Annotated in this window: 23 protein-coding genes, 1 other RNA gene and 1 riboswitch; of the genes, 11 read left to right on the forward strand and 13 right to left on the reverse strand. The window is 61.2% G+C overall.

Going from position 1 to position 20,456, the window contains the following annotated elements; translation table 11 throughout:
- Positions 1 to 56 precede the first annotated feature (56 nt).
- The 3 genes from AC6I99_RS14375 to AC6I99_RS14385 all read left to right on the forward strand — a co-directional run bounded on the left by AC6I99_RS14375 (position 57) and on the right by AC6I99_RS14385 (position 1,684).
- Positions 57 to 905, forward strand: coding sequence for a DUF4097 family beta strand repeat-containing protein (locus AC6I99_RS14375; protein ID WP_497961174.1), 849 nt, complete (start codon positions 57 to 59; stop codon positions 903 to 905).
- A complete protein-coding gene (locus AC6I99_RS14380) occupies positions 905 to 1,519 on the forward strand; it encodes a PadR family transcriptional regulator (RefSeq protein ID WP_497961175.1) in 615 nt (204 codons plus the stop codon). Before AC6I99_RS14375 ends, AC6I99_RS14380 begins: the two co-directional genes overlap by 1 nt.
- 90 nt (positions 1,520 to 1,609) lie before the next feature.
- Positions 1,610 to 1,684, forward strand: coding sequence for a 50S ribosomal protein bL37 (locus tag AC6I99_RS14385; RefSeq protein ID WP_369299106.1), 75 nt, complete (start codon positions 1,610 to 1,612; stop codon positions 1,682 to 1,684).
- A 128-nt stretch (positions 1,685 to 1,812) separates the two neighbouring features.
- On the opposite strand, the gene rsrA is transcribed toward AC6I99_RS14385, so the two are convergent.
- The gene (gene rsrA / locus AC6I99_RS14390) at positions 1,813 to 2,073 is read right to left on the reverse strand and encodes a mycothiol system anti-sigma-R factor (RefSeq protein ID WP_216923992.1); all 261 of its coding nucleotides are present in this window, start codon (positions 2,071 to 2,073) and stop codon (positions 1,813 to 1,815) included.
- Positions 2,070 to 2,882 carry a sigma-70 family RNA polymerase sigma factor gene (locus AC6I99_RS14395; protein ID WP_275964554.1) on the reverse strand — a complete coding sequence of 271 codons (813 nt, stop codon included), beginning with the start codon at positions 2,880 to 2,882 and terminating at the stop codon, positions 2,070 to 2,072. The genes rsrA and AC6I99_RS14395 overlap by 4 nt, the downstream gene beginning before the upstream one ends.
- A 193-nt stretch (positions 2,883 to 3,075) precedes the next feature.
- On the opposite strand from AC6I99_RS14395, the gene AC6I99_RS14400 reads away from it, so the two are divergent.
- From AC6I99_RS14400 to AC6I99_RS14430, 7 genes are all read left to right on the forward strand, one after another.
- The gene (locus tag AC6I99_RS14400) at positions 3,076 to 3,591 is read left to right on the forward strand and encodes a DoxX family membrane protein (protein WP_224088024.1); all 516 of its coding nucleotides are present in this window, start codon (positions 3,076 to 3,078) and stop codon (positions 3,589 to 3,591) included.
- A gap of 6 nt (positions 3,592 to 3,597) precedes the next feature.
- Positions 3,598 to 4,983, forward strand: coding sequence for a 3-phosphoshikimate 1-carboxyvinyltransferase (gene aroA, locus AC6I99_RS14405; RefSeq protein ID WP_497944819.1), 1,386 nt, complete (start codon positions 3,598 to 3,600; stop codon positions 4,981 to 4,983).
- Between the two features lie 2 nt (positions 4,984 to 4,985).
- Positions 4,986 to 6,101 carry a ribosome small subunit-dependent GTPase A gene (gene rsgA / locus AC6I99_RS14410; protein ID WP_497944818.1) on the forward strand — a complete coding sequence of 372 codons (1,116 nt, stop codon included), beginning with the start codon at positions 4,986 to 4,988 and terminating at the stop codon, positions 6,099 to 6,101.
- A gap of 54 nt (positions 6,102 to 6,155) precedes the next feature.
- A complete protein-coding gene (gene hisN / locus AC6I99_RS14415; RefSeq protein ID WP_224088029.1) occupies positions 6,156 to 6,968 on the forward strand; it encodes a histidinol-phosphatase in 813 nt (270 codons plus the stop codon).
- 181 nt (positions 6,969 to 7,149) lie between these two features.
- Positions 7,150 to 7,263: riboswitch (SAM riboswitch) on the forward strand.
- A 31-nt stretch (positions 7,264 to 7,294) separates the two neighbouring features.
- Entirely contained in the window at positions 7,295 to 8,704 is a 1,410-nt protein-coding gene (locus AC6I99_RS14420) for an aminotransferase class V-fold PLP-dependent enzyme (protein ID WP_309928895.1), read from the forward strand.
- Positions 8,705 to 8,807: 103 nt separating this feature from the next.
- Positions 8,808 to 9,629, forward strand: a complete 822-nt coding sequence (locus tag AC6I99_RS14425; RefSeq protein WP_497947029.1) for a class I SAM-dependent methyltransferase — start codon at positions 8,808 to 8,810, stop codon at positions 9,627 to 9,629.
- Between the two features lie 9 nt (positions 9,630 to 9,638).
- Entirely contained in the window at positions 9,639 to 10,352 is a 714-nt protein-coding gene (locus AC6I99_RS14430) for a metal-dependent transcriptional regulator (protein ID WP_224088030.1), read from the forward strand.
- A gap of 18 nt (positions 10,353 to 10,370) precedes the next feature.
- On the opposite strand, the gene AC6I99_RS14435 is transcribed toward AC6I99_RS14430, so the two are convergent.
- On the reverse strand, positions 10,371 to 11,825 hold the full coding sequence (locus AC6I99_RS14435) for an MFS transporter (protein WP_309928891.1): 1,455 nt from the start codon (positions 11,823 to 11,825) through the stop codon (positions 10,371 to 10,373).
- Between the two features lie 88 nt (positions 11,826 to 11,913).
- Here AC6I99_RS14435 and AC6I99_RS14440 point away from each other — a divergent pair, with 88 nt between their 5' ends.
- Positions 11,914 to 12,243, forward strand: coding sequence for a hypothetical protein (locus AC6I99_RS14440; RefSeq protein WP_224091089.1), 330 nt, complete (start codon positions 11,914 to 11,916; stop codon positions 12,241 to 12,243).
- 24 nt (positions 12,244 to 12,267) lie between these two features.
- On the opposite strand, the gene AC6I99_RS14445 is transcribed toward AC6I99_RS14440, so the two are convergent.
- The 10 genes from AC6I99_RS14445 to AC6I99_RS14490 form a co-directional block, all read right to left on the reverse strand.
- Complete coding sequence (locus AC6I99_RS14445) at positions 12,268 to 13,281, reverse strand: S1C family serine protease (protein WP_396133533.1); 1,014 nt, start codon at positions 13,279 to 13,281, stop codon at positions 12,268 to 12,270.
- Between the two features lie 162 nt (positions 13,282 to 13,443).
- Positions 13,444 to 13,812: a transfer-messenger RNA gene (gene ssrA, locus AC6I99_RS14450) on the reverse strand.
- A 129-nt stretch (positions 13,813 to 13,941) separates the two neighbouring features.
- Positions 13,942 to 14,412, reverse strand: a complete 471-nt coding sequence (smpB, locus tag AC6I99_RS14455; protein ID WP_026540087.1) for an SsrA-binding protein SmpB — start codon at positions 14,410 to 14,412, stop codon at positions 13,942 to 13,944.
- 83 nt (positions 14,413 to 14,495) lie between these two features.
- Positions 14,496 to 15,908, reverse strand: coding sequence for a peptidoglycan DD-metalloendopeptidase family protein (locus tag AC6I99_RS14460; RefSeq protein WP_309929134.1), 1,413 nt, complete (start codon positions 15,906 to 15,908; stop codon positions 14,496 to 14,498).
- A 55-nt stretch (positions 15,909 to 15,963) separates the two neighbouring features.
- The gene (gene ftsX / locus AC6I99_RS14465) at positions 15,964 to 16,878 is read right to left on the reverse strand and encodes a permease-like cell division protein FtsX (RefSeq protein WP_224164730.1); all 915 of its coding nucleotides are present in this window, start codon (positions 16,876 to 16,878) and stop codon (positions 15,964 to 15,966) included.
- Complete coding sequence (gene ftsE, locus AC6I99_RS14470; protein WP_216924001.1) at positions 16,875 to 17,639, reverse strand: cell division ATP-binding protein FtsE; 765 nt, start codon at positions 17,637 to 17,639, stop codon at positions 16,875 to 16,877. The genes ftsX and ftsE overlap by 4 nt, the downstream gene beginning before the upstream one ends.
- Before the next feature lie 178 nt (positions 17,640 to 17,817).
- Complete coding sequence (gene prfB, locus AC6I99_RS14475; RefSeq protein ID WP_224088033.1) at positions 17,818 to 18,933, reverse strand: peptide chain release factor 2; 1,116 nt, start codon at positions 18,931 to 18,933, stop codon at positions 17,818 to 17,820.
- A gap of 78 nt (positions 18,934 to 19,011) precedes the next feature.
- A complete protein-coding gene (locus AC6I99_RS14480; RefSeq protein WP_497961176.1) occupies positions 19,012 to 19,422 on the reverse strand; it encodes a pilus assembly protein TadG-related protein in 411 nt (136 codons plus the stop codon).
- A gap of 70 nt (positions 19,423 to 19,492) precedes the next feature.
- The gene (locus AC6I99_RS14485) at positions 19,493 to 19,954 is read right to left on the reverse strand and encodes a hypothetical protein (protein ID WP_497961177.1); all 462 of its coding nucleotides are present in this window, start codon (positions 19,952 to 19,954) and stop codon (positions 19,493 to 19,495) included.
- A gap of 73 nt (positions 19,955 to 20,027) precedes the next feature.
- Positions 20,028 to 20,432 carry a TadE family protein gene (locus tag AC6I99_RS14490; protein WP_497961980.1) on the reverse strand — a complete coding sequence of 135 codons (405 nt, stop codon included), beginning with the start codon at positions 20,430 to 20,432 and terminating at the stop codon, positions 20,028 to 20,030.
- Positions 20,433 to 20,456: the final 24 nt, after the last annotated feature.

The raw sequence follows: 20,456 nt of genomic DNA on the forward strand, positions 1-20,456 counted from the left end.
CCATTCGCGATATATCGTGTTTTTATCAACGCGATATATCGCAATTTGGAGGGATCATGTCTGACGAGCTTTGGACCGTGACGGGCCCACAAACCATCGATGTGGACGATGTCCACTCGCTCAAGCTTGGAATAGTCAAGGGAAGGTTCGACGTCGTCAGCCACGACGAACCTTTCGTCCGGATCGAGGTCAGCGAAATCAGCGGCGACCCCCTGACCATCACGCTGGTGAACGGTCGCCTGGAGGTACGCCACCAGCTCCAAGGACCACAAGGTTGGTTCCGCAACCTGATGGGTACCGTCAACAACACCAGCACCAACTCGGTAGTGGTTGGGATCGCGCTTCCGCGCGGAGTGGACGTCGAAGCGGGAACAGTCAACGGCGATGGCATGGTCTCCGGCGTCGAGGGGCGGATCCGGCTCAACACAGTTTCGGGTTCCGTCATGGCCGACGGGACCAGCGGTGAGTTGCACGTCAACACCGTCAGCGGCGAAGTCATCGCCAGAAACCACGACGGCGTCCTGACGGCCAAGAGCGTTTCAGGTGAAGTCACCGCCTCGGGCAGGTTCAAGAACGTCAGGGCAAGCACAGTTAGCGGTGACCTCAGCTTTGACCTCCACGACTACACGAACGACCTCGGAGCCAATTCGGTGTCAGGGGACCTGACCATCCGGCTGCCGCACGATGTTGGCCTGGACATCGTTGCCAAGTCCGCCAGCGGCACCGTCATCATTGATGACCAGATGTATGCCCAGCCGGGAAGCAAGGTGCAGACCATCGTCGGTCCGGATGAGAGGCTCATGCTGGTGCGGACCAATACTGTCTCCGGCAAGACCTACATCATGCACGGCACAGCGCCGGCATCGGGAAATGACCAGCCGGTGCCTGGGGAAGCGGGTCTCTGATGCCTCCTGTTTTTGCGCATGGCGCCCTGCGCTTATACCTCCTGGCATTGCTTGAGTCAGGACCCAAGCACGGATACGAGCTGATCAAGGCCTTGGGTGACCGGTTCGGCGGCACCTACTCCCCCAGCGCCGGGACGATCTATCCCCGTCTGGGGAAACTGGAGGAGGAAGGCCTGGTAGCTACCGAGACTGAGGGCCGCCGCACCAAGTACTTCGTCACGGAAGCAGGGCTGGCGGAACTGAACCGACGGCGGCAGGAACTTGCCGACGTCGAGGATAATATCTCAGCCTCCGTGCGGCGGCTGGCCGACAACCTTCGGGAAGACATCAGATCCAACATGCGTGGGCTGAAGGCAGATCTCGCCGCTACTGCGGAGGCCGCGCGCAGCACTGCGACGGCCGCCACCTTCCAAAGCAGGACGGCGGGCTTTTCCCCTGAAGGCCACAGAATACTTAAAGAGGCCGAGCTCCTGGTCCAATCATTCCGCGATGACATCCGCGTGGAGTTGCGTCAACACAGCGCCTCCCACCCGCTCAATCCCGTAACCCTTGAGACGGTGCGTGCAGTGCTGGACCAAGCACGCATCTCAATCAGGAATTCGCTGCGGAGCTGACAATGCTCCACCCGGTTCGCGAGCGAACGTCCGGATGTGCGAAACTGGAGGGCAGCTCTATTGAGTATCAATCATTGAAGGAGGCCAGCTATGAGCAAGCGTGCACGTAAGCGTCGTGACCGTAAGCGCGGCGGCGCGAACCACGGCAAGCGTCCCAACACCTAAGCCATCGGCTTAGCGTCAAGGCTTAACAGCGAGGGCCCCGGAAACCATACGGTTTCCGGGGCCCTTGGCGTTTGCGGGGCCTTGACCCGGCCCATTCTTGTCAGCGGCGACGGATCAGCGGCGTTGGATCAGGCCTCCACCGGCTTGATGGAGTGGATCCGGTCAAGTATTGAGTTCTTGAGGTTCTCTGGCGCGGATTCCGTGCACGAACGCTTGACCATGGTGCGGATAAGGCACTCAAGGTCATACTGCTCAGCACATTCCTCGCAGGTGTCCAAGTGCTGCTTGATCTCTGTGAGGTCCTCGCGGGTCAATGCGCCGTCGAGGTACTCATAGATCCTCTGCATCCGTGTGTCGTCGCAATCGCCCAATCCCTGGCAGTCGCTCATTGCTCTTTCTCCTGATTGTTGCTCCCGGCCGCGGCCTGGTCTTCGGTGTGGGCCTTGAAGCCCCGTTCTGCGGCGTAATCCGCCAGCATGTCCCGCAGCATCTTCCGGCCGCGGTGCAACCGCGACATGACTGTGCCGATCGGGGTGTTCATGATCTCGGAAATCTGCTTGTAGGCATATCCTTCGACGTCGGCGAAGTACACAGCCAACCGGAATTCCTCCGGGATGGCCTGCAACGCGCTCTTGACATCGGAATCCGGCAGGTGGTCCAAGGCTTCAGCCTCTGCCGAGCGCAACCCGGAAGAGGTGTGCGACTCGGCCTTTGCCAGCTGCCAATCCTCAATCGTGTCCGAGTTGGACTGCAGCGGTTCACGCTGCCGCTTCCGATAGAGGTTGATGTAGGTATTCGTCAGGATCCGGTACAGCCAGGCCTTGAGGTTGGTCCCCGGCTTGTACTGGTGAAAAGCCGAAAACGCCTTGGTGTAAGCCTCTTGGACGAGGTCCTCGGCATCGGAGGGATTCCTTGCCATCCTCATCGCCGCTGAATACAGCTGGTCCACGTACTGCATGGCGTCGCGCTCGAATCGCTCCCGCCGCTGTTCGGGAGTTTCCGTCGCGACATCGACGTCGGCCCGTGCCGATGCGTCTCCTGCGCCGTCCTCCGGGGACGGATCGGCTGCTTCGTACATGGCCGCTGCGGCCGGTTCAATGGTGCTCATCGTTGCCAAGTCTACTGTCAGCTTCCGGGAATCCCGCTGTGCAGGATAGCCAGCCTCCAGCAGACCCACGCGGTCCTTAACCAAGGTCAAAAAACCAACTCCGTTCAGCGAAGCGGCAACACCATGCCGCGGCCCGGCCTTCACCGTGCTTGTTGTTCACAACGGCAGCAGCTGGGTAAATATTCCGCAAAGATGCAAGACTAGAGCAGACTGCACCCCTTGAACACAGCACTTAGTGAATAACGTCATGAACCATCGTGACAAGCCATCCAGGAGGCAAGACATGTCTGTTATCCGTTTTCTCGCCCGGCCGATGCTCGCGTCCAGCTTCGTCATCGCAGGTCTGGACAAGCTCAAGAACGCGGACGACACTGCCAGGCAACTGTCACCGGTCCTGCGCCGCGCCGCGGAGTCATTGCCCTTCCCAACCGACGAGAAGGTCCTGGCCCGGGTCATCGGTGGCGCGCAGCTGGGGGCCGGCGCACTGCTTGGACTTGGCAAATTCTCCCGCTTCGCGGCAACCGTTCTGGCGTTGACGTCCGCGCTGAACTCCTATGTGGAGTGGCGCTCAGCCGACATCAGCACCAAGGACGGCCGCAGCGCACGACGGGCCCAACTCCTGAAGAACATTTCCCTGACGGGCGGGGTTTTGCTGGCCTCTGTCGATACTGAAGGCCGCCCCAGCCTTGCATGGCGGGCCGAGCACCTGGCTGCCGACGCCAGGAAGGTCACGGGCAAGCAGCTCAAGCGGGCAGACAAAGCAGTACGCAAGGCCGTAGACAACGCAGTTGGAGCATAAGGAAGCATGACAGGTACCACCGCAGCAAACACGGGTTCAAACTCCGTCGACACCCTGCCCCTCTGGGCAGCTCCCTACGCCACCAGGCCAGTGGATGCCACAGTCACGGTGCCGGGCTCAAAATCGCTCACAAACCGTTTCCTGGTCCTCGCAGCATTGGCCGACGGCCCTTCCCGCCTGCGGGCCCCCCTTCACTCCCGCGATTCCGTCCTTATGATTCAGGCGCTCAGGCAACTGGGTGCCACCGTCACCGAGGTACCCGGCGACGGTGATTATGGACCGGACCTTGAGATCACGCCCATGGATCCTTCGGCTTCGGGTGCGGAGACTGCCATCGATTGCGGCCTTGCCGGTACGGTTATGCGCTTCGTTCCACCTTTAGCTGCGCTACGCAATGGTCCAACCACGTTCGACGGCGATCCCCATGCCCGTAAGCGGCCCATGGGAACCATCATCGAAGCGCTGCTCGCCCTCGGAGTTCCTGTCGCCACCGAAGGCGGAAGGACGCCGTCGGCCCTTCCCTTCTCTGTGGATGGCACTGGCGAGGTTCGGGGCGGCCACCTGGTGATCGATGCCAGCGCATCGTCCCAGTTCGTTTCGGCCTTGCTGCTTGTAGGCGCCAGATTCACCGAAGGCCTGCACCTGGAACACGTTGGCAAGCCTGTCCCCAGCCTGGACCACATCAATATGACCGTTTCCGTCCTTCGCGGAGTGGGCGTCAAGGTGGACGATTCGGTACCCAACCACTGGCGGGTCGCGCCTGGCCCCATCCACGCCTTCGACCAGCGGATCGAACAGGACCTTTCCAACGCCGGCCCGTTCCTTGCCGCAGCCCTGGCAACCCGCGGAACCGTCCGGATCCCCAACTGGCCCACCCAGACCACCCAGGTGGGTGATCTTTGGCGGTCCATCCTGGTTGAGATGGGTGCCACGGTGACACTCGAAAACGGCACTCTCACGGTTAAGGGCGGCCCGGAAATCAAAGGCGCCGACTTCGACGAAACCAGTGAGCTCGCGCCCACGGTCGCTGCGCTGTGCGCACTGGCCACAGGCCCTTCACGGCTGACCGGCATCGCGCACCTCCGTGGCCATGAAACCGATCGGCTCGCCGCGCTGGCCGCTGAAATCAATCGGCTCGGCGGAGACGCAGAAGAAACAGCTGACGGCCTGATAATCCGCCCGGCCACTCTGCACCCCGGGGTCGTACACAGCTACGCCGACCACCGCATGGCTACGGCCGGCGCTATTTTGGGGCTCGCCGTTGAGGGCGTCCAGGTGGAGGATATCGCTACCACCTCCAAGACGGTGCCCGAATTTCCGCAGATGTGGGAGGCCATGCTGCAGCAGGGCACGGGCGAGGACGAAACCGTCACCAGTGAGGCCAGCAACTGACCATGGGCCGCGACGCACGCTCCTGGGACGAATCCGACGTCCGGATCCGTCCGAACAAAAAAGGATCAAGGCCCCGCACCAAAGACCGCCCCAGTCATGATGACGCGGTCATTGGCCGGATCATCACGGTGGACCGCGGGCGCTACACCGCCATCGTTGGAGAAGACTCCTCCGATGAACGTATTATCATCGCTGCACGCGCGCGTGAACTGCGACGAAACCCCGTCGTCCCCGGCGATTTCGTCGCCTTGGTGGGGGATGTATCGGGAGAGCCGGATACCCTCGCGCGGCTGGTCCGCATAGAGGAGCGCAAGACGCTGCTGCGGCGCAGCGCTGATGATACCGACCCCATCGAAAGAGTGGTGGTGGCCAACGCAGACCAACTTGTGGTGGTGGTCGCCGCGGCCAATCCGGAGCCCCGGACGGGCTTTATTGACCGTGCTTTGGTTGCAGCCTACGACGCCGGGATCGAGCCGCTGCTGCTTGTCACCAAAGCAGATGTCAAGGATCCTGCGGAGCTGTTATCCAACTATCTCAGCCTGGACTTTCCGATCATCATCAGCCGTACGGCAGATGATGAAGCGTCCGGTATTGACGCCCGCTCCGACGACGGACTGTCCGCGAGGCTGGACAGCCGCGCCGTTGCCGAATTGCGGGCACACCTTGATGGAAAAGTGACTGTCATGCTGGGCCATTCGGGCGTCGGGAAGTCCACCATGGTCAATGCCCTGACGGGAGCCGAACGGGCTACCGGTGGTGTCAACGCCGTCACCGGGCGGGGCCGGCACACGTCGTCCTCGGCGTTGGCCCTGAAGCTGGCAGACGCCCCACCGGGTAGCTGGATCATCGATACCCCCGGTATCCGCTCCTTCGGACTGGCGCACGTGGACCCCGACCGCATCCTGCATTCCTTCCCCGACCTGGAACCGGGCACAGAAGCTTGTGAACGCGGTTGCAAGCACGATGCCGGCGCCATCAATTGCGGACTTGATGCCTGGGTGAACGAGGGACACGCGGGTCCTTCCGGAGTGGCCCGTTTGTCTTCGCTCCGGCGGCTGCTGGGCGCGGACCCGCGTATGGAAGCGAAAGAGACCAAGGAATTGGGTACGGTCAACTAAGTGTCGGCGCAAGGCGATCCAACTGCAGGGAACGTTTCACGATAGTTTGGTGGCATGACCCAACCCGTTTCCAGCTACAACGACGACCTGCGACTGGCCCACGTGCTGGCGGATTCCGTGGACGCCCAAACCATGGACCGCTTCAAGGCCTTGGATCTGCAGGTCGAGACCAAGCCTGACCTCACGCCCGTGACGGATGCCGACAAGGCTGCGGAAGAAGCCATCCGCGGCCAATTGTCACGCTCGCGCCCCCGTGACGCCGTCCTCGGCGAGGAGTTCGGCAGCAGCGGCCACGGCTCCCGGCGTTGGATCATCGACCCCATCGACGGCACCAAGAACTTTGTTCGGGGCGTTCCCGTGTGGGCTACCCTGATCGCGCTCGTTGACGAAGGCGAGCCCGTCGTTGGAGTTGTCAGCGCCCCGGCGCTGGGCAAGCGTTGGTGGGCAGCAAAGGACATGGGCGCCTACATGGGCCGCTCCCTGGCATCAGCCACCCGGCTCAGGGTGTCCAACGTTTCGCGGTTGGCCGATGCTTCAATGTCATATTCCAGCCTCTCCGGCTGGAAGGAACGCGGCAATCTGGACGAGTTCCTGGGGTTGACGGAAGACATCTGGCGCACGCGCGCCTATGGCGACTTTTGGTCCTATTGCCTGGTAGCCGAGGGGGCTGTTGACATCGCCTGCGAGCCAGAGCTGAATCTTTACGACATGGCAGCACTGGTTCCCATCGTGACGGAAGCCGGCGGCCGCTTCACCTCATTGGAAGGCGAGGACGGCCCCTTCGGCGGCAACGCCCTGGCCACCAACTCCATCCTCCATTCGGAGGTCCTCAAGCGGCTAAACCCCGCATTGGATGACCTCCTCTGACCCGGCGGACCAACAGGCCAACCGGCTGAGCATAGAATTTTCGACGGCGGAAGCCTCCTTTTCGGGGCATCCGCCGTCTTTTCTTCGCCCAAAACCGGGATTCCGGACCCTTCGTAACAATCTGCTTAACAAAGCGAAGCGACTTTGGAGCAGGCCAGATGCGTGGCCTAACCTCTTTACAGGTCACGAGTGCCAGCGCTAAACCCCGGTTTGCTGGCCGGCAACCCTCCATTCGCGGTGGGGTGCCCCGGGTGACGACCTGGCCGGTCCGGAACGGATACGGCAAGCGCGGATCCCCATAGGGGGTCCCTCTTGAGTGAGGTCCCATGAGCACTGCTACGTTCAACTCCACCGTTCTGCCGTCCCTTGCGGTCGAAGAAGCAGCGCACGAAGCCGCTGCGGGCAGGCCCCTGGCCGCCGTCACAGGCGCGGAGCTGCAAGCTCCCCTGATCCAGGGTGGCCACGTCCGCTACGCCAACCTCGACTACGGAGCATCCGCTCCCGCGTTGACCATCGTTTCTGCGTATCTCAACGAGATCCTCCCCTACTACGCCAGTGTCCACCGCGGCGCGGGCTACGCTTCCCAGATCAGCACCTCGGTCTACGAGAACTCCCGCGACATCGTCCGTGAATTCGTCGGCGGCCGTCCGGATGATTCCGTCATCTTCACCCGGAACACCACGGACTCGCTGAACCTGCTGGCGGGCTGCCTCCCGCAACTCGACGGAAAGCCAACGGGCGAGGTCCTTTACCTGGACATCGAGCACCATGCCAATCTCCTTCCCTGGCAGGGCGTCCCCCACCGCAGTGTCGTAGCTGCTTCGACACTGACCGCTACCTTGGCCAAGCTCCGCGAGGAACTCAGCCAAGGCGGCGTATCTCTGCTGGCGGTCACCGGTGCCTCGAACGTGACCGGTGAAATCCTGCCGATCGCCGAACTCGCAGCACTTGCACACGAATACGGTGCCAGGATTGTGGTGGACGCCGCGCAGCTTGCCCCCCACCGCCGCATCAACATCGCCGCCGCAGACGTCGACTACATCGTGTTCTCCGGCCATAAGCTCTATGCGCCGTTCGGCGCCGGCGTCGTTGTGGGCCGCCCCGACTGGCTCGACGCCGGTACTCCCCACCTTGCCGGCGGAGGCGCTGTTCGTGAGGCGCGCCTGGACTCGGTCAGCTGGGCCTCAGGTCCCGCCCGCCACGAGGGCGGCTCCCCCAACGTCCTCGGTGCGGCAACATTGGCCCGCGCGACGCAGGTGCTCGCCGGCTTGGATCAGGATGCCTGGCATGCCCATGAAGCTGGAATCCGCTCCTACCTCGTACAGGGACTTGAAGCAATCGACGGTGTGACGGTCCACCGGATCTTCAGCGACTCCGAGGACACCATCGGCGTGGTTAATTTCTCGGTGGAAGGATTCGACGCCGGACTGGTCGCCGCATACCTCGCCGCCGAACACGGTGTAGGACTTCGTGACGGCCGCTTCTGCGCCCATCCCCTCCTCAAGCGGCTGGGCCTGCCGTCCGGCTCACTGCGAGCCAGCTTCGGCGTGGGCTCCCGCCTGGAGGATGCCACACGGCTGCTGGCTGGTATCGAGGAACTCAAGCGCACGGGTCTCGGCTGGGACTATGTAGTGGACGAAGGCCGCTGGGTGCCGGCCAACGACCACCGCAGCTACCCGGAGTGGGCACCAAACACGCCCGGCACCGCAGGGGCTGCACCCTGCACCATTGACTGACACAGCACTATTGACTGAAACAGCACGGTTGCCGATGTACACGTACTGTGCGGTAAATTCGTAGGGTAACCGGCGTTCGCGGTAAAGGAGTCTGTGCGTGGCCGTGCCTTCCCGTAGTGTTTCCGGCGGAAGTGTTTCCGGCAGCGCTGCCAGGCCAGGTGGTCCCAAGCTGCATGCCACGCGCCGCCACGAACTGGGCCAGAGCTTCCAGGACGGCGGCGAACACTACGATCGAGTTCGGCCCGGCTATCCCACAGACTCAGTGGTTTGGCTTCTTCCTCCTGGAGCGAAGTCCGCCGCGGATATTGGTGCAGGCACAGGAAAATTCACGGCACTGCTCGTGGAACGCGGCCTGCAGGTGGCCGCCGTCGATCCTTCCACAGACATGCTGGAGCAACTTCGAAAGTCCTATCCCTGCGTTCAGGCGTTGGAGGGTACGGCCGAGGCAACAGGGTTGGCGGACTCAGTATTCGACGTCGTCAGCGTTGCCCAGGCCTGGCACTGGTGTGACCCGCTCAAGGCCAGCACGGAGATCGCCCGCATCCTTCGCCCCCACGGAGTTCTTGGCCTGGTATGGAACCAACTGGACACCTCTGTGCCCTGGGTCCATCGGCTATCACGCATCATGCACGCCGGAGATGTGCACAAGCCCGGCTTCCGGCCAGTTATCGGACCGGAATTCACGGACTTGGAGAGCCATCTCACCAGCTGGGAGGACGCCGTGTCTCCGGAGGACATCATGGAGCTCACGAAATCGCGCAGCTACTACCTCCGCGCCAATGAAGCCACCCGCGCAAAGGTCATGGGCAACCTGGCGTGGTACCTCTACGATCATCTCGGCCATGCCCCTGGCCAACGACTGGGATTGCCGTACGTGACGACTACCTGGCGGGCCCGCAAGATCCACGGCGCCCCGCCACGGTAGGCTTGGTGTGTGAAGACCAGTACGCCCTCCTCCTCGATCGAGGACTACGTCAAGGTCATCTACTCCTATACGGAGTGGCAGGACAAACCAATTACGTCCTCGCAGCTTGCCCTGCGGCTTGGCGTTGCCAATTCCTCGGTGTCTGAAATGGTCCGCAAGCTCAAGGACCAGGGATTGGTGGACCACCAACCCTACAGCGCCATCAGGCTGACTCCGGAGGGTATGCGGCTGGCGCTGTCCATGGTCCGGCGCCACCGCCTCATTGAGACATACCTCGTGGATGAACTCGGTTACAGCTGGGATGAAGTCCACGATGAAGCTGAGATGTTGGAACACGCGGTGTCCGATACGTTCATCGAGCGCATGGCCGCCAAGCTTGGCCACCCCCTGCGGGATCCTCACGGTGACCCCATTCCCTCGGCTGACGGATCCGTGGAGCTCCCTCACGCGTACCGCATGATCGAGTTGGACGAAGGCCACTCAGGCCGCATCACTCGGATCAGCGACGAAAATCCTGATCTTCTTCGGTATCTCGCGTCGGAAGAGATCACCTTGGACGCTCCTGTGGAGGTGGTGGGACGCAAACCATTCGGCGGAGCCCTGGTGGTTCGGATCGGCAGCGGAGCCCAACGGCGCGAATTCGATCTCGCGGATGAAGTTACAGCGGCACTTTGGGTCCAAAGCGCCGAAGTCCACGAAGGCTGCGTGCTTCCCGCGCGCTGACCCGATGCGCTGCCTGGGCTAGCTACGCTGGCTGGCCGAGCCGCCGTCGTCGGACGCAGTATCCGTGGCGCTGTCAACGGTAGCTGCCGCTTCGGGCTGTGGGTTGCGGATCCCGACGGCGGACGCCACCGCCCCGATGACGAACAATGCCGCGGTGACAATCAAGGCATTGTACAAACCTTGCCGTGTGAACACCGGACCAACGATCAGGCCGGCAAAGGCAATGCAGATGAGGCCTGCAATACGGGCCACGGCGTTGTTGACGGCCGAACCAATCCCGGCCTCTTCCTGGGGCACCGCTCCCAGAATCGCTGCGGTGAGTGGCGCGACGAGAGTGGTGAGTCCCACGCCAAAGACGATCTGCCCCGGAAGCACCTGGGTCCAGTAGTTCAGTGGCTCCTGGACGGAGAGGGACATCAGAAAGCCCACAGCGCATAGCAGCGGCCCCACGGTCATGAACCATCGCGGACCATATTTTCCTGCCAGCCCACCGAAGTAGGACGCCGTCAGCATCAGGATGACGGTCGCCGGGAGCAAAGCAATTCCCGCGATGGTAGCCCCCATCCCTCCAACCTGCTGGAGATAGATACCCAGGACGAAGAATCCCAGCGATATCCCACCGTAAATCGCGAGCGTGGCAAGGTTGCCCCACCCAAAGTTCCTTATGGCAAAGAGCCTCAACGGCAACATGGGCTCCCTGGTCCTTGCCTCGTGGACCAGGAACAACACCATCGCCGCCACACCGGCCAGGAGCGGCAGCCACACCTGGACGCTCATCCATCCCATCCGGCCCTGTTCTATGAAGGCGTAGACGGGACCACCTAGTCCGATCATGGCCAGGACAGCGCCGAGGTAGTCGATTCCCTTGCTCTTGTCCCTGGCCGCGTCCGACGCCCGAAGCCCCGCGAGCAGAGGCCAAATCGCGACGGCGGGAATGACGTTGATGAAGAAGATCACACGCCACGACAACATGTCCACCGAGACGCCGCCAATCAGCGGACCGACGATTGCGGCAGCACTCGTCCAGCCCGACCATTGGCCAATCGCTTTGGACTGGGAAGGTCCTGAGAAGGACGTAATGATCATGGCCAATGAGCTGGGCACCAGGAGCGCGCCGGCAATCCCTTGAAGTGCGCGGGACACCACCAGGACTTCCCCGTTCCAGGCCAGGCCGCACATCACCGACGTCAGGGCAAAGCCCGCCAGCCCCCATTCGAGGATCCGTGCCCGGCCAAAGTGGTCCGATAGTGAACCAGCCACGAGGATGAGCGCCCCGAGGGTCAATAGATAGGCATCCACCACCCATTGCTGGATGACCAGGCCACCGCCAAGTTCACGTCCAATGGCCGGGAGGGCCAGGTTCACCACGAAACCATCCAGGATGGCGATAAAAGAAGCCACAATTGCCACAATGAGCACCCGTTTTTGAAGCGGCGTTCTCGGCAGCAAAGCCACAGCATCCGTCATGTGCACAGCCTACGCGGCATTCCGCCAGGGCGAAGTCCCGTATCGTTAAACAGTGATTAGTAGACGTGACGCAGCATTGGCCCTAGATATCTCCATGGAAATGGCACAGCGCCACGGCATCCCTTCACGGCTCTCAGAAGCGGAACTACGGAGTCTCCAGGACAATCCACCGGCCTGGCTGGTCCAGTCACGTGCCAACCGCACGGGCAAACGGCCTGTTTGGGTCCACCTGACCTGCGCAGTGTGTGGGTATTCAGAAGCGGTACGGCCCAAAAAGTGGTGGCCCGATTTCTCGTTCGTCTTTTGCGGGCACCATAAGAACAGTGAACTGCCGGAACTGTTCCTGGGTGACGTGCGCAGCGAATATGAAGGAGTCGGCAGCCGCTTTGTTGGCGTGGTGGACGTCCGCGAGGACCAGGCCTAGCATCGCCTCATTGTTGCTGGCTCGTCATTGCTGGCTCATCTCCGAGGGAACGGCTATCAGCTGTACCGTTTTGCCGTCCCGCAGCACGGTTAAGGGGAACGGTTCGCCTATGGCCTCAGCAAACAGCAACTTCTGCAGACTCTCTGCACTGGAGACAGCCCTGCCCTGGGCCCGAAGCACCAGGTCCCCTGGCTGGAGCCCCGCTAACTCCGCAGGCGAGGCCGCGATGACCTCCACCACACGGAGGCCCTCCTTTTGGCCAGTCCGCACCACCGCACTGGCATCAAGCGGGATAGGCGTACTCACCAAACCCAGGTAGGCCCGGCGCACCCTCCCATCCTTGAGCAGGGAGGCGATAATCCGTTGGGTCGTCCTATTAATAGGTACGGCGAGTCCAAGGCCCAGACCAGCAATGGCCGTGTTGATGCCCACGATGCGGCCCCGGGTGTCGGCCAGGGCGCCACCCGAGTTGCCCGGGTTTAGGGCCGCGTCAGTCTGTATGACATCCTCGATCACACGCCGGTGCTCGCCTGCACGGACGGGGATGGATCGTCCCAGCCCGCTGACCACGCCGGCAGTCACTGATCCGGCAAGACCCAGCGGATTGCCCACCGCGATCACCAGCTGGCCAACCCTCAACGAATCGGCGTTACCCAGAATGGCAGGTGGCGGAGTGGGTTTGAGACCTCGTACCACCGCCAGGTCAGACAACGGATCCGCCCCCACGAGCTCCACATCAGTCTGCTTGCCATTCGCAAACACCGCTCTTCCGGACTGGATACCGGCCACGACATGGGCATTGGTGAGCATGTACCCGTCACCGGTAAAGACCACGGCCGATCCGCTGCCCACACGCAGCTGCCCGTTCCGGCGCGCACTCGTCATCTCGATAGCGGCGACATGAGGCGTGACAGACTCCGCAACCCGGATGACGATCTGCGAGTACGCGTCCAAGGCCGCGTCGTCATCCTGCTCCGTAGGCGCTTCTGAATCCCGGCCGTCATCCGGAATTTCAAACTCTGGCTCGGTACTCATCACATGCCTCCTGCTACCGCGGTGCTTACCCTGTACAACGGCCAGGACAGGCCGGCTAGTCCTCGTTCCCCTACGCCGTGGGTGAACGGCCAGGGCATCTTGTTCGGAGGGCATCTTGTTCGGACAGAGAAAAAGCCCCCGGATCACTAGGATCCGAGGGCTTTCCGGTGGAGATGGGGGGAATTGAACCCCCGTCCGATGTCGTTTTGTCAGGGCTTCTCCGGGCGCAGTTTGCGTCGGATTTTCTCGGCCCCAGCCATCCTGCAAACAGGTGGCTGATCCGGGCCCAGTCATCTAAAAGTCCCGTTTACCTCAATGACGAAGGCAAACAGCAGTGGCTATCTAAATGACGCCAGGAACCGGGGCGATAGCAACCCCGGGCTGACGGACTGTCTTACTGCTTAGGCAGCGAGAGCGAAGTCAGTGCGCTTAGATTCGGCACTTATTGGTTTGCAGACAGCGTTTACGAGATAATTCTGCATCCTCGGCCCGCTTCACCTGTCGCGACTAACATCGTCGAAACCGATCATCCCCATATTTTGTTACCAAACCGGCAAGTCATTCATCAGGCGATCAAATCCCTACCGGACTATCCATCATAACGCATTCACGCGGAAGATCATTCCCGCGACACCATCCCAGGGCGGGCACCGGTATCCGAACCTAGCGGCGGTTGCGCTCCCGCAGTTCGCGCAACGATTCACGCTTATCCTGCTGCTCACGAAGCGTTTGGCGCTTGTCGTAGTCCTTTTTACCTCGTGCTATGGCTATTTCAACCTTTGCCCGGCCGTCCAGGAAGTAAAGCTGCAACGGCACCACGGTGAAGCCGGACTCGCGGATCTTCTGGGAGATCTTGTCCAGTTCTTCACGGTGAAGCAAAAGCTTACGACGGCGGCGCGCGGCGTGGTTGGTCCAGCTCCCCTGGTGATACTCAGGGATGTGGATGCCCTCCATCCACAGTTCGTCGTTGTAAAAGGTACAAAAGCCGTCCACCATGGAGGCGTGGCCTTCACGGAGGGATTTCACTTCGGTACCCATCAGCGCAATGCCGGCCTCATAGGTATCCAGGACATGGTAGTTATGCCGGGCCTTCCGATTGGTGGCCACTACCTTACGGCCACTTTCCTTGGGCACGGTAGAACTCCTTGTTAGATGCGGATTTCAACTAGTGTACGCCAGAGCCCGCAAGCCCTGGCTCCTGATGCAGGGACCGGCTCCTAGAGGAGGGTCATCGGATCCACTGCGGCGCCGTTCAACCAGGTTTCGAAGTGTGCGTGGCACCCCGTCGAGTTACCTGTGCTGCCCGAGTACGCAATGAGTTGTCCCTGCGATACTTGCTGCCCATTGGCCACCACAATGCTGCTGTTGTGGTAGTAAATGGTCGTCAGGGAGTTGCCCTGCACCACACCGTGGGACAGCTTCACGCGCCATCCACCGCCGTCCGCCGAGTTCCAACCAGAGTTGAAGACAGTACCGGCAGCTGCAGCATAAACAGGAGTACCGCAGGCTGCGCCGAAGTCGATGCCGGTGTGCATGTAACCACCCGTGCCGTAGAAATCGATGGTTCCGGGCGGAGTTGCGCGCCAGCCGAATCCTGAGGTGATGGGTACGTAGCTGGCGAAGGGGTGCCGCAAACCAAAGGCGGAAGGCGAACCCACCGGCGGAACATACGGTTGCTCGGGAGGTGCCGGCCTTCCTTGCGCTGCTGCTGCGGCGGCCGCAGCAGCAGCAGCCTCCGCGGCGAGCCGACGCTGCTCGGCCTCCCACGCCTCCCGAAGCTTGCGGTCCCTCTCGACGATTTCGGCTGCAACAGAATCCTGTTCGGCCTTCACCCGGGCAAGATCGGCTTCAATGCCAGGCTTGGCGGCCTGTAGTTGCCCATTCAGGCGGGTGGTGTCCTCGATAAGCTTGTCGACTTCGGCTTTCTTGCTGGCAGCCTCGTCGCGCGCAGCCTTCTCCCGCTCTAGCGCGGCGTCGGCTTTGGCCTTCAGGTCCTGGATCTCAGCCTCGACGGCGGCCAGACGGGCCTGGGAGTTTACGTTGGTGGCATTCTGTTGCGTCAGCTTGGTCATTGCTGCGTTCTGGCTGCGCATTGCCTGATCAGCGAGGTCCATTGAGTCTGTCAGGCTGCCGGACTCGTTCGATCCGAAGAGCAGGGCGATGTTGGTGGGCACGCCACCGGATTTATAGGCCTGTGAGGCGATTTGGCCGATCAGTTTCCTGGTATCGGTGATCTTCTGCTTGTCGCTCTCAAGCTGCTCAGTGATTTTGGCCTTGTTCTGTTGGGCGAGCTCCACCCGGGCCGCCAATGCCTCGACCTCCTTGACGGCACTGGCCACGCGGCCCTGCGCTTCGAGAAGTGCCTGCTGGGCGCCCGGGAGTCGACCTTGGTAGATGACCAGATCGCCCGCGGCCTTGGCGATCTTCGAGTCCACAAACTCCAGGGACGCCTGGACGCGCGCCGATTCGGCCTCGAGTGCAGCTTGCTGGTCGTCCAGGCTGTCCGCATGGGCCGTAGGTACACCGGACAGGAGGCTGACCGCGAGGCCCAGGGCGAGGACGCCACCAAGAATCCTGGCTTGTCCGGACGCAAGGCGCCGACGCAGCGAGTTCTGGTCCAACGTGGTCATCATGAGTCCTTTTCGCTTGTCAGCAGAGTTATTCGCAGCCGCCCGTCCTTCATCACTAAACCTTCAAGTAACGCCGGAGGGTCAACAAGGAGGATATCCCGGCCAGGCCACCGCCGAGCGCAATCAGCACCGGTGCGATCACCAGGACCTGCGTCGATGAGATGAAGGGAGTGTTAAGGAATTGCCTGGACAGATCACCGTTGAGCCAGAAGTGTGCCATCAGCCACAGCGTCACGGAAGCCAGCAAGGCGCCGACAACAGCGGCGATCACACCCTCCAGGATGAACGGCAACTGGATGACTGTCTTCGAGGCGCCCACCAAGCGCATGATCCCCGTCTCCCTGCGCCGGCTGAACGCCGAGAGGCGGATCGTCGTGGTTATCAGAAGCACCGCGCAGAAGATCATCACTGCGGCCACACCCATGGCGGCCACAGAAGCGCCGTTCATCCAGGAGAAAATCCGCTCCAGTACCTGGCGCTGGTCACTGACCGTCTCAACGCCGGGTTGCGAGGAAAATGTTTCGCTGATGATCTGGTACTTCTCGGGGTTCTTCATGTTGATACGGAACGAGGCCGGCAACTGGTCCTCAGATACAGAATCAACGATGGGCGAATTGGAGAACTGCTCCTTGAAGTGTTTGTAGGCCTCGGCTTGGGATTCAAATTGGAAGTCGTTGATGTACTGCTTGACTGCCGGAGACTCCAACATTGCCTGCAGATTGTCCTGCTGTTCCTTGGTGGCAGGCCCAGAGGCGCAACCAACCGCCGTCGAGCCATCGTTGCAGAGGAAGACAGCAACCTGGACTTTGTCGTACCAGTAGCCCTTCATCTGGTTGATCTGCATCTGGAGCATTCCCGCTGCGCCAACAAATGTCAGGGAAACAAAGGTCACCAAGACGACCGAGATCACCATGGACAGGTTGCGGCGCAGGCCGCTGCCGATTTCCCCGAGGATGAAAAGGAGCCTCACAGCTGTGCCCCCTGCGCGCGGTTTAGTTCCTCGCCACTGGCGTCCTTCAGCCGCCGCGATTCACCGACAACCGGAATCATGGACGTGTACAGTGCCTTCGCTTCGTCGCGGATGACCTTGCCATTCTTGAGTTCCACCACGCGGCGGCGCATTTCGTTAACGATGTCGTCGTCGTGGGTAGCCATGACCACAGTGGTGCCGTTCTGGTTGATTTTGTCCAGGACTCCCATGATTCCCATGGACGTAATGGGGTCAAGGTTTCCCGTAGGTTCGTCAGCAAGGAGAATGCCCGGGCGGTTGACGACGGCGCGGGCAATCGCAACGCGCTGCTGCTCGCCACCTGAAAGTTCGTGGGGCATCCGCTTTTCCTTGCCCTCAAGGCCAACGGTCTTCAATACCTCAGGAACCGTCTCCCGGATGATGGAGCGGCTTTTGCCGATGACCTGCATGGCAAACGCAACGTTCGCGAAGACATTCTTCTGCGGGAGAAGACGGAAATCCTGGAAGACCACACCGATGCCCCGGCGAAGCTTGGGCACCCGCCAGCTCGAAATATTGGCCACGTTCTGGCCGGCAACGTAAACCGAACCTGAGGATGCTTTGTCTTCCTTGAGGATCAATCTCAGGAAGGTGGATTTTCCTGACCCTGAGGCGCCCACCAGGAAGGTGAATTCACCACGGTTGATCTCAAGGCTGACAGAATCGAGCGCCGGTCGGGCATTCTGCTCGTAGACCTTGGTGACATTCTCAAATCTGATCATGGCCCTTTAGAACCCCGCCGGACATGACGTACTCGCCCAGTCCAACAGCCGGAGCGCGGGCTTTCGATGGGGGAAGTGAGAGCACCGGCCACTCGACTATACGCACGCAGCAGCCGGGATTCCGGGGGTTTCGGGGGCGTGTCGTGGAATCGGACGCCCCGGTACGCGGACTGAGGCCCTAGCTGGCAGCGTTACGGTTGCCGGTGCGCCAACGGATACCGGCGTCGATGAAGTCATCGATGTCGCCGTCCAGGACAGCCGAAGTGTTGCCTACTTCGTGTTCCGTGCGCAGATCCTTGACCATCTGGTACGGATTGAGAACATAGGAACGCATCTGGTCTCCCCAGGACGCCTTGACATCGCCGGCCAAGGCTTTCTTTTCGGCGTCCTGCTGTTCCTTCTTAACAAGCAGCAACCGCGACTGGAGCACACGCAAGGCAGCTGCCCGGTTTTGAAGCTGCGACTTCTCATTTTGCATTGACACTACGATGCCCGTGGGAATGTGTGTCAGGCGAACGGCGGAGTCGGTCGTATTGACGGACTGGCCTCCAGGTCCTGAAGACCTGAAGACGTCTACGCGGATCTCGTTGTCCGGAATCTCGATCGAGTCGGTCTGTTCAATCAACGGGATGACCTCGACTGCGGCGAACGAAGTCTGCCGGCGGCCCTGGTTGTCAAAGGGGCTGATACGGACCAGTCTGTGTGTGCCCGCCTCGACACTCAGGGTGCCGAATGCGTACGGCGCCTTGACTTCGAACGTGGCGGACTTCAGGCCTGCTTCTTCAGCATAGGAAGTGTCCATCACGGTAGTGGGGTAACCGTGACGCTCCGCCCACCGCAGGTACATACGCATCAGCATCTCGGCGAAATCGGCAGCGTCAACACCACCTGCTCCTGCCCTGATGGTCACTACGGCTTCCCGTTCGTCGTACTCGCCGGACAACAGGGTGACGATTTCGAGCTCGGCGAGGGCTTTGCGAATCGAATCAAGCTCTTTGGCGGCCTCGGCCATTGAGGCTTCGTCGCCCTCGTCCTGGCCGAGCTCCACCAGTACTTCGAGGTCGTCTATCCGGGAGGCCAGTTTGGACAGGCGCTCCACTTCGGCTTGCCGGTGGGACAAGCGCGACGTCACAACCTGCGCCGATGCGGGGTCATCCCAAAGGTCCGGCGCGCCAGCCTGCTCACTCAATTCGGCGATTTCTGCCTTCAAGGCATCAACATCGGTGACGTTCTCGATGGAACTGTAAGTGGCGCGAAGCGCGCGGATTTCTGCGGGAAAATCAATCTCAGCCATGGTCTTTCCAGCGTACGCTATCAGCCGCACTCCCCCGACTGGGTCCCGTCATTACGTCCCTATGATTGCGTCATGTCGCTATTGGGTCAGCCGGGATCTGGCACTTGATCTTGCTTCAACGGGGATTCCCTCAGGCAGCAGGAAGGTGACCAAGGGCGGATGGGCGATGGCTTTTAAGACCACCACCGCTGTACCACCGGGTGAACTGCCGGTTTCAGGAGAAACTTCCAAGTGATCGTGCATGGAGAAGGCTTCGCTGTCTCCCAGGTACTTACTAACCGCGCCCAGCACCCGCTCGTCCACGAGCGGGGCCGAGGGCGCGATGCTTCCTTCGATGTCACCCACCACGTAGGAGTCTGCAGCAGCAAGTGCTGCGCCATCAGCCAAGGACAGAAGTTTTTTGTGCTCCAGGTAAATCGCCGAAGTAGCCATCACCGCAGCGGCCAACAGGAGTGCCAGAAGTACGAACCCCACGATCAGCACGGTCATCTGGCCCTCTTCCTCTTTGCACGATATCCGCCCCATCGCCATCTTTATGGCCGCTCTTCGCGTTGACGATTCACTTAAAGCGGCCCACGACTTGCGTGGCAGAGGCATTGAGCACGGCAGCGTCCAGATGGAGCGAGTCGCCAAACGGAACCATGGGCAAAGGGACAGTCAGTCGAACCCAAACTGTCACTGCCGCACCTGCCGAAAGGCAGTCTGCCTGGTCGCACGTGATCTCCATTTTGGCGGCTTGCGCCGGGTAGCCGTAGTCCTTCAACGCCACGAGGACGCTCTGTTCTGCGCTGGCCCTCGCGAGGGCGGGTTCAGTTTGGGAAACAAAGACCTTGGCCGCCTGATCCGCCGCACCCACCACTGCGAAGGATCCGCCTTGGATCTGGCCCACGGTTACCAGGAAATAGACAACCGGGACCATGAGCAGCAGTGCCAGGAACGTAAACTCCACGATGGCACTGCCACGTTGCCTTTCGACGTCGGTACCCGCCGTAGATATCTCTTGATATGGTCCGAACGCCAACTGCCAAGCCTTGTTCAGCCGGTGCCTGCAACGATTCCCTTCAGAAGCAGGAAACGGAACCGCAGCCGGGACATCAGTTTGGAAGGGCAGCATGTCCGGTAACCTCCATGACTCCACGCGGTCCGATAAGCCCCACGACTGGCATAGGCGCCCTCACGGTCACTTCCAATGCCCGGATTCCATCCAGATTCCTTTCAGCGGTGGTCACATCAGCCGCGAAATCTCCATTAAGCGCCGTCTCGATCAGTTCGGACGTCCTCGCCTGGGCATCCGTTGCCGTTCGATCCGCAAGGGTTCCATATCGCGCTCCGGACGCGGCGGCATCAATAATCGTGTTTCGGACATGAAGGACGAGCGTGAGTTGAATGATCGCCATGAACAGCAACGTCAACAGGGCAGCAATCATCACGAAATCGATAACGGCGGAACCTCGTTCCGCACTTTTAGGTGCACAGGCACGTCGTAATGTGCAGGGCAGGCAGAGCGCGTGAAGGTGCCTGGG

It is taken from the genome of Arthrobacter sp. TmtSoilC77 (assembly GCF_059739415.1).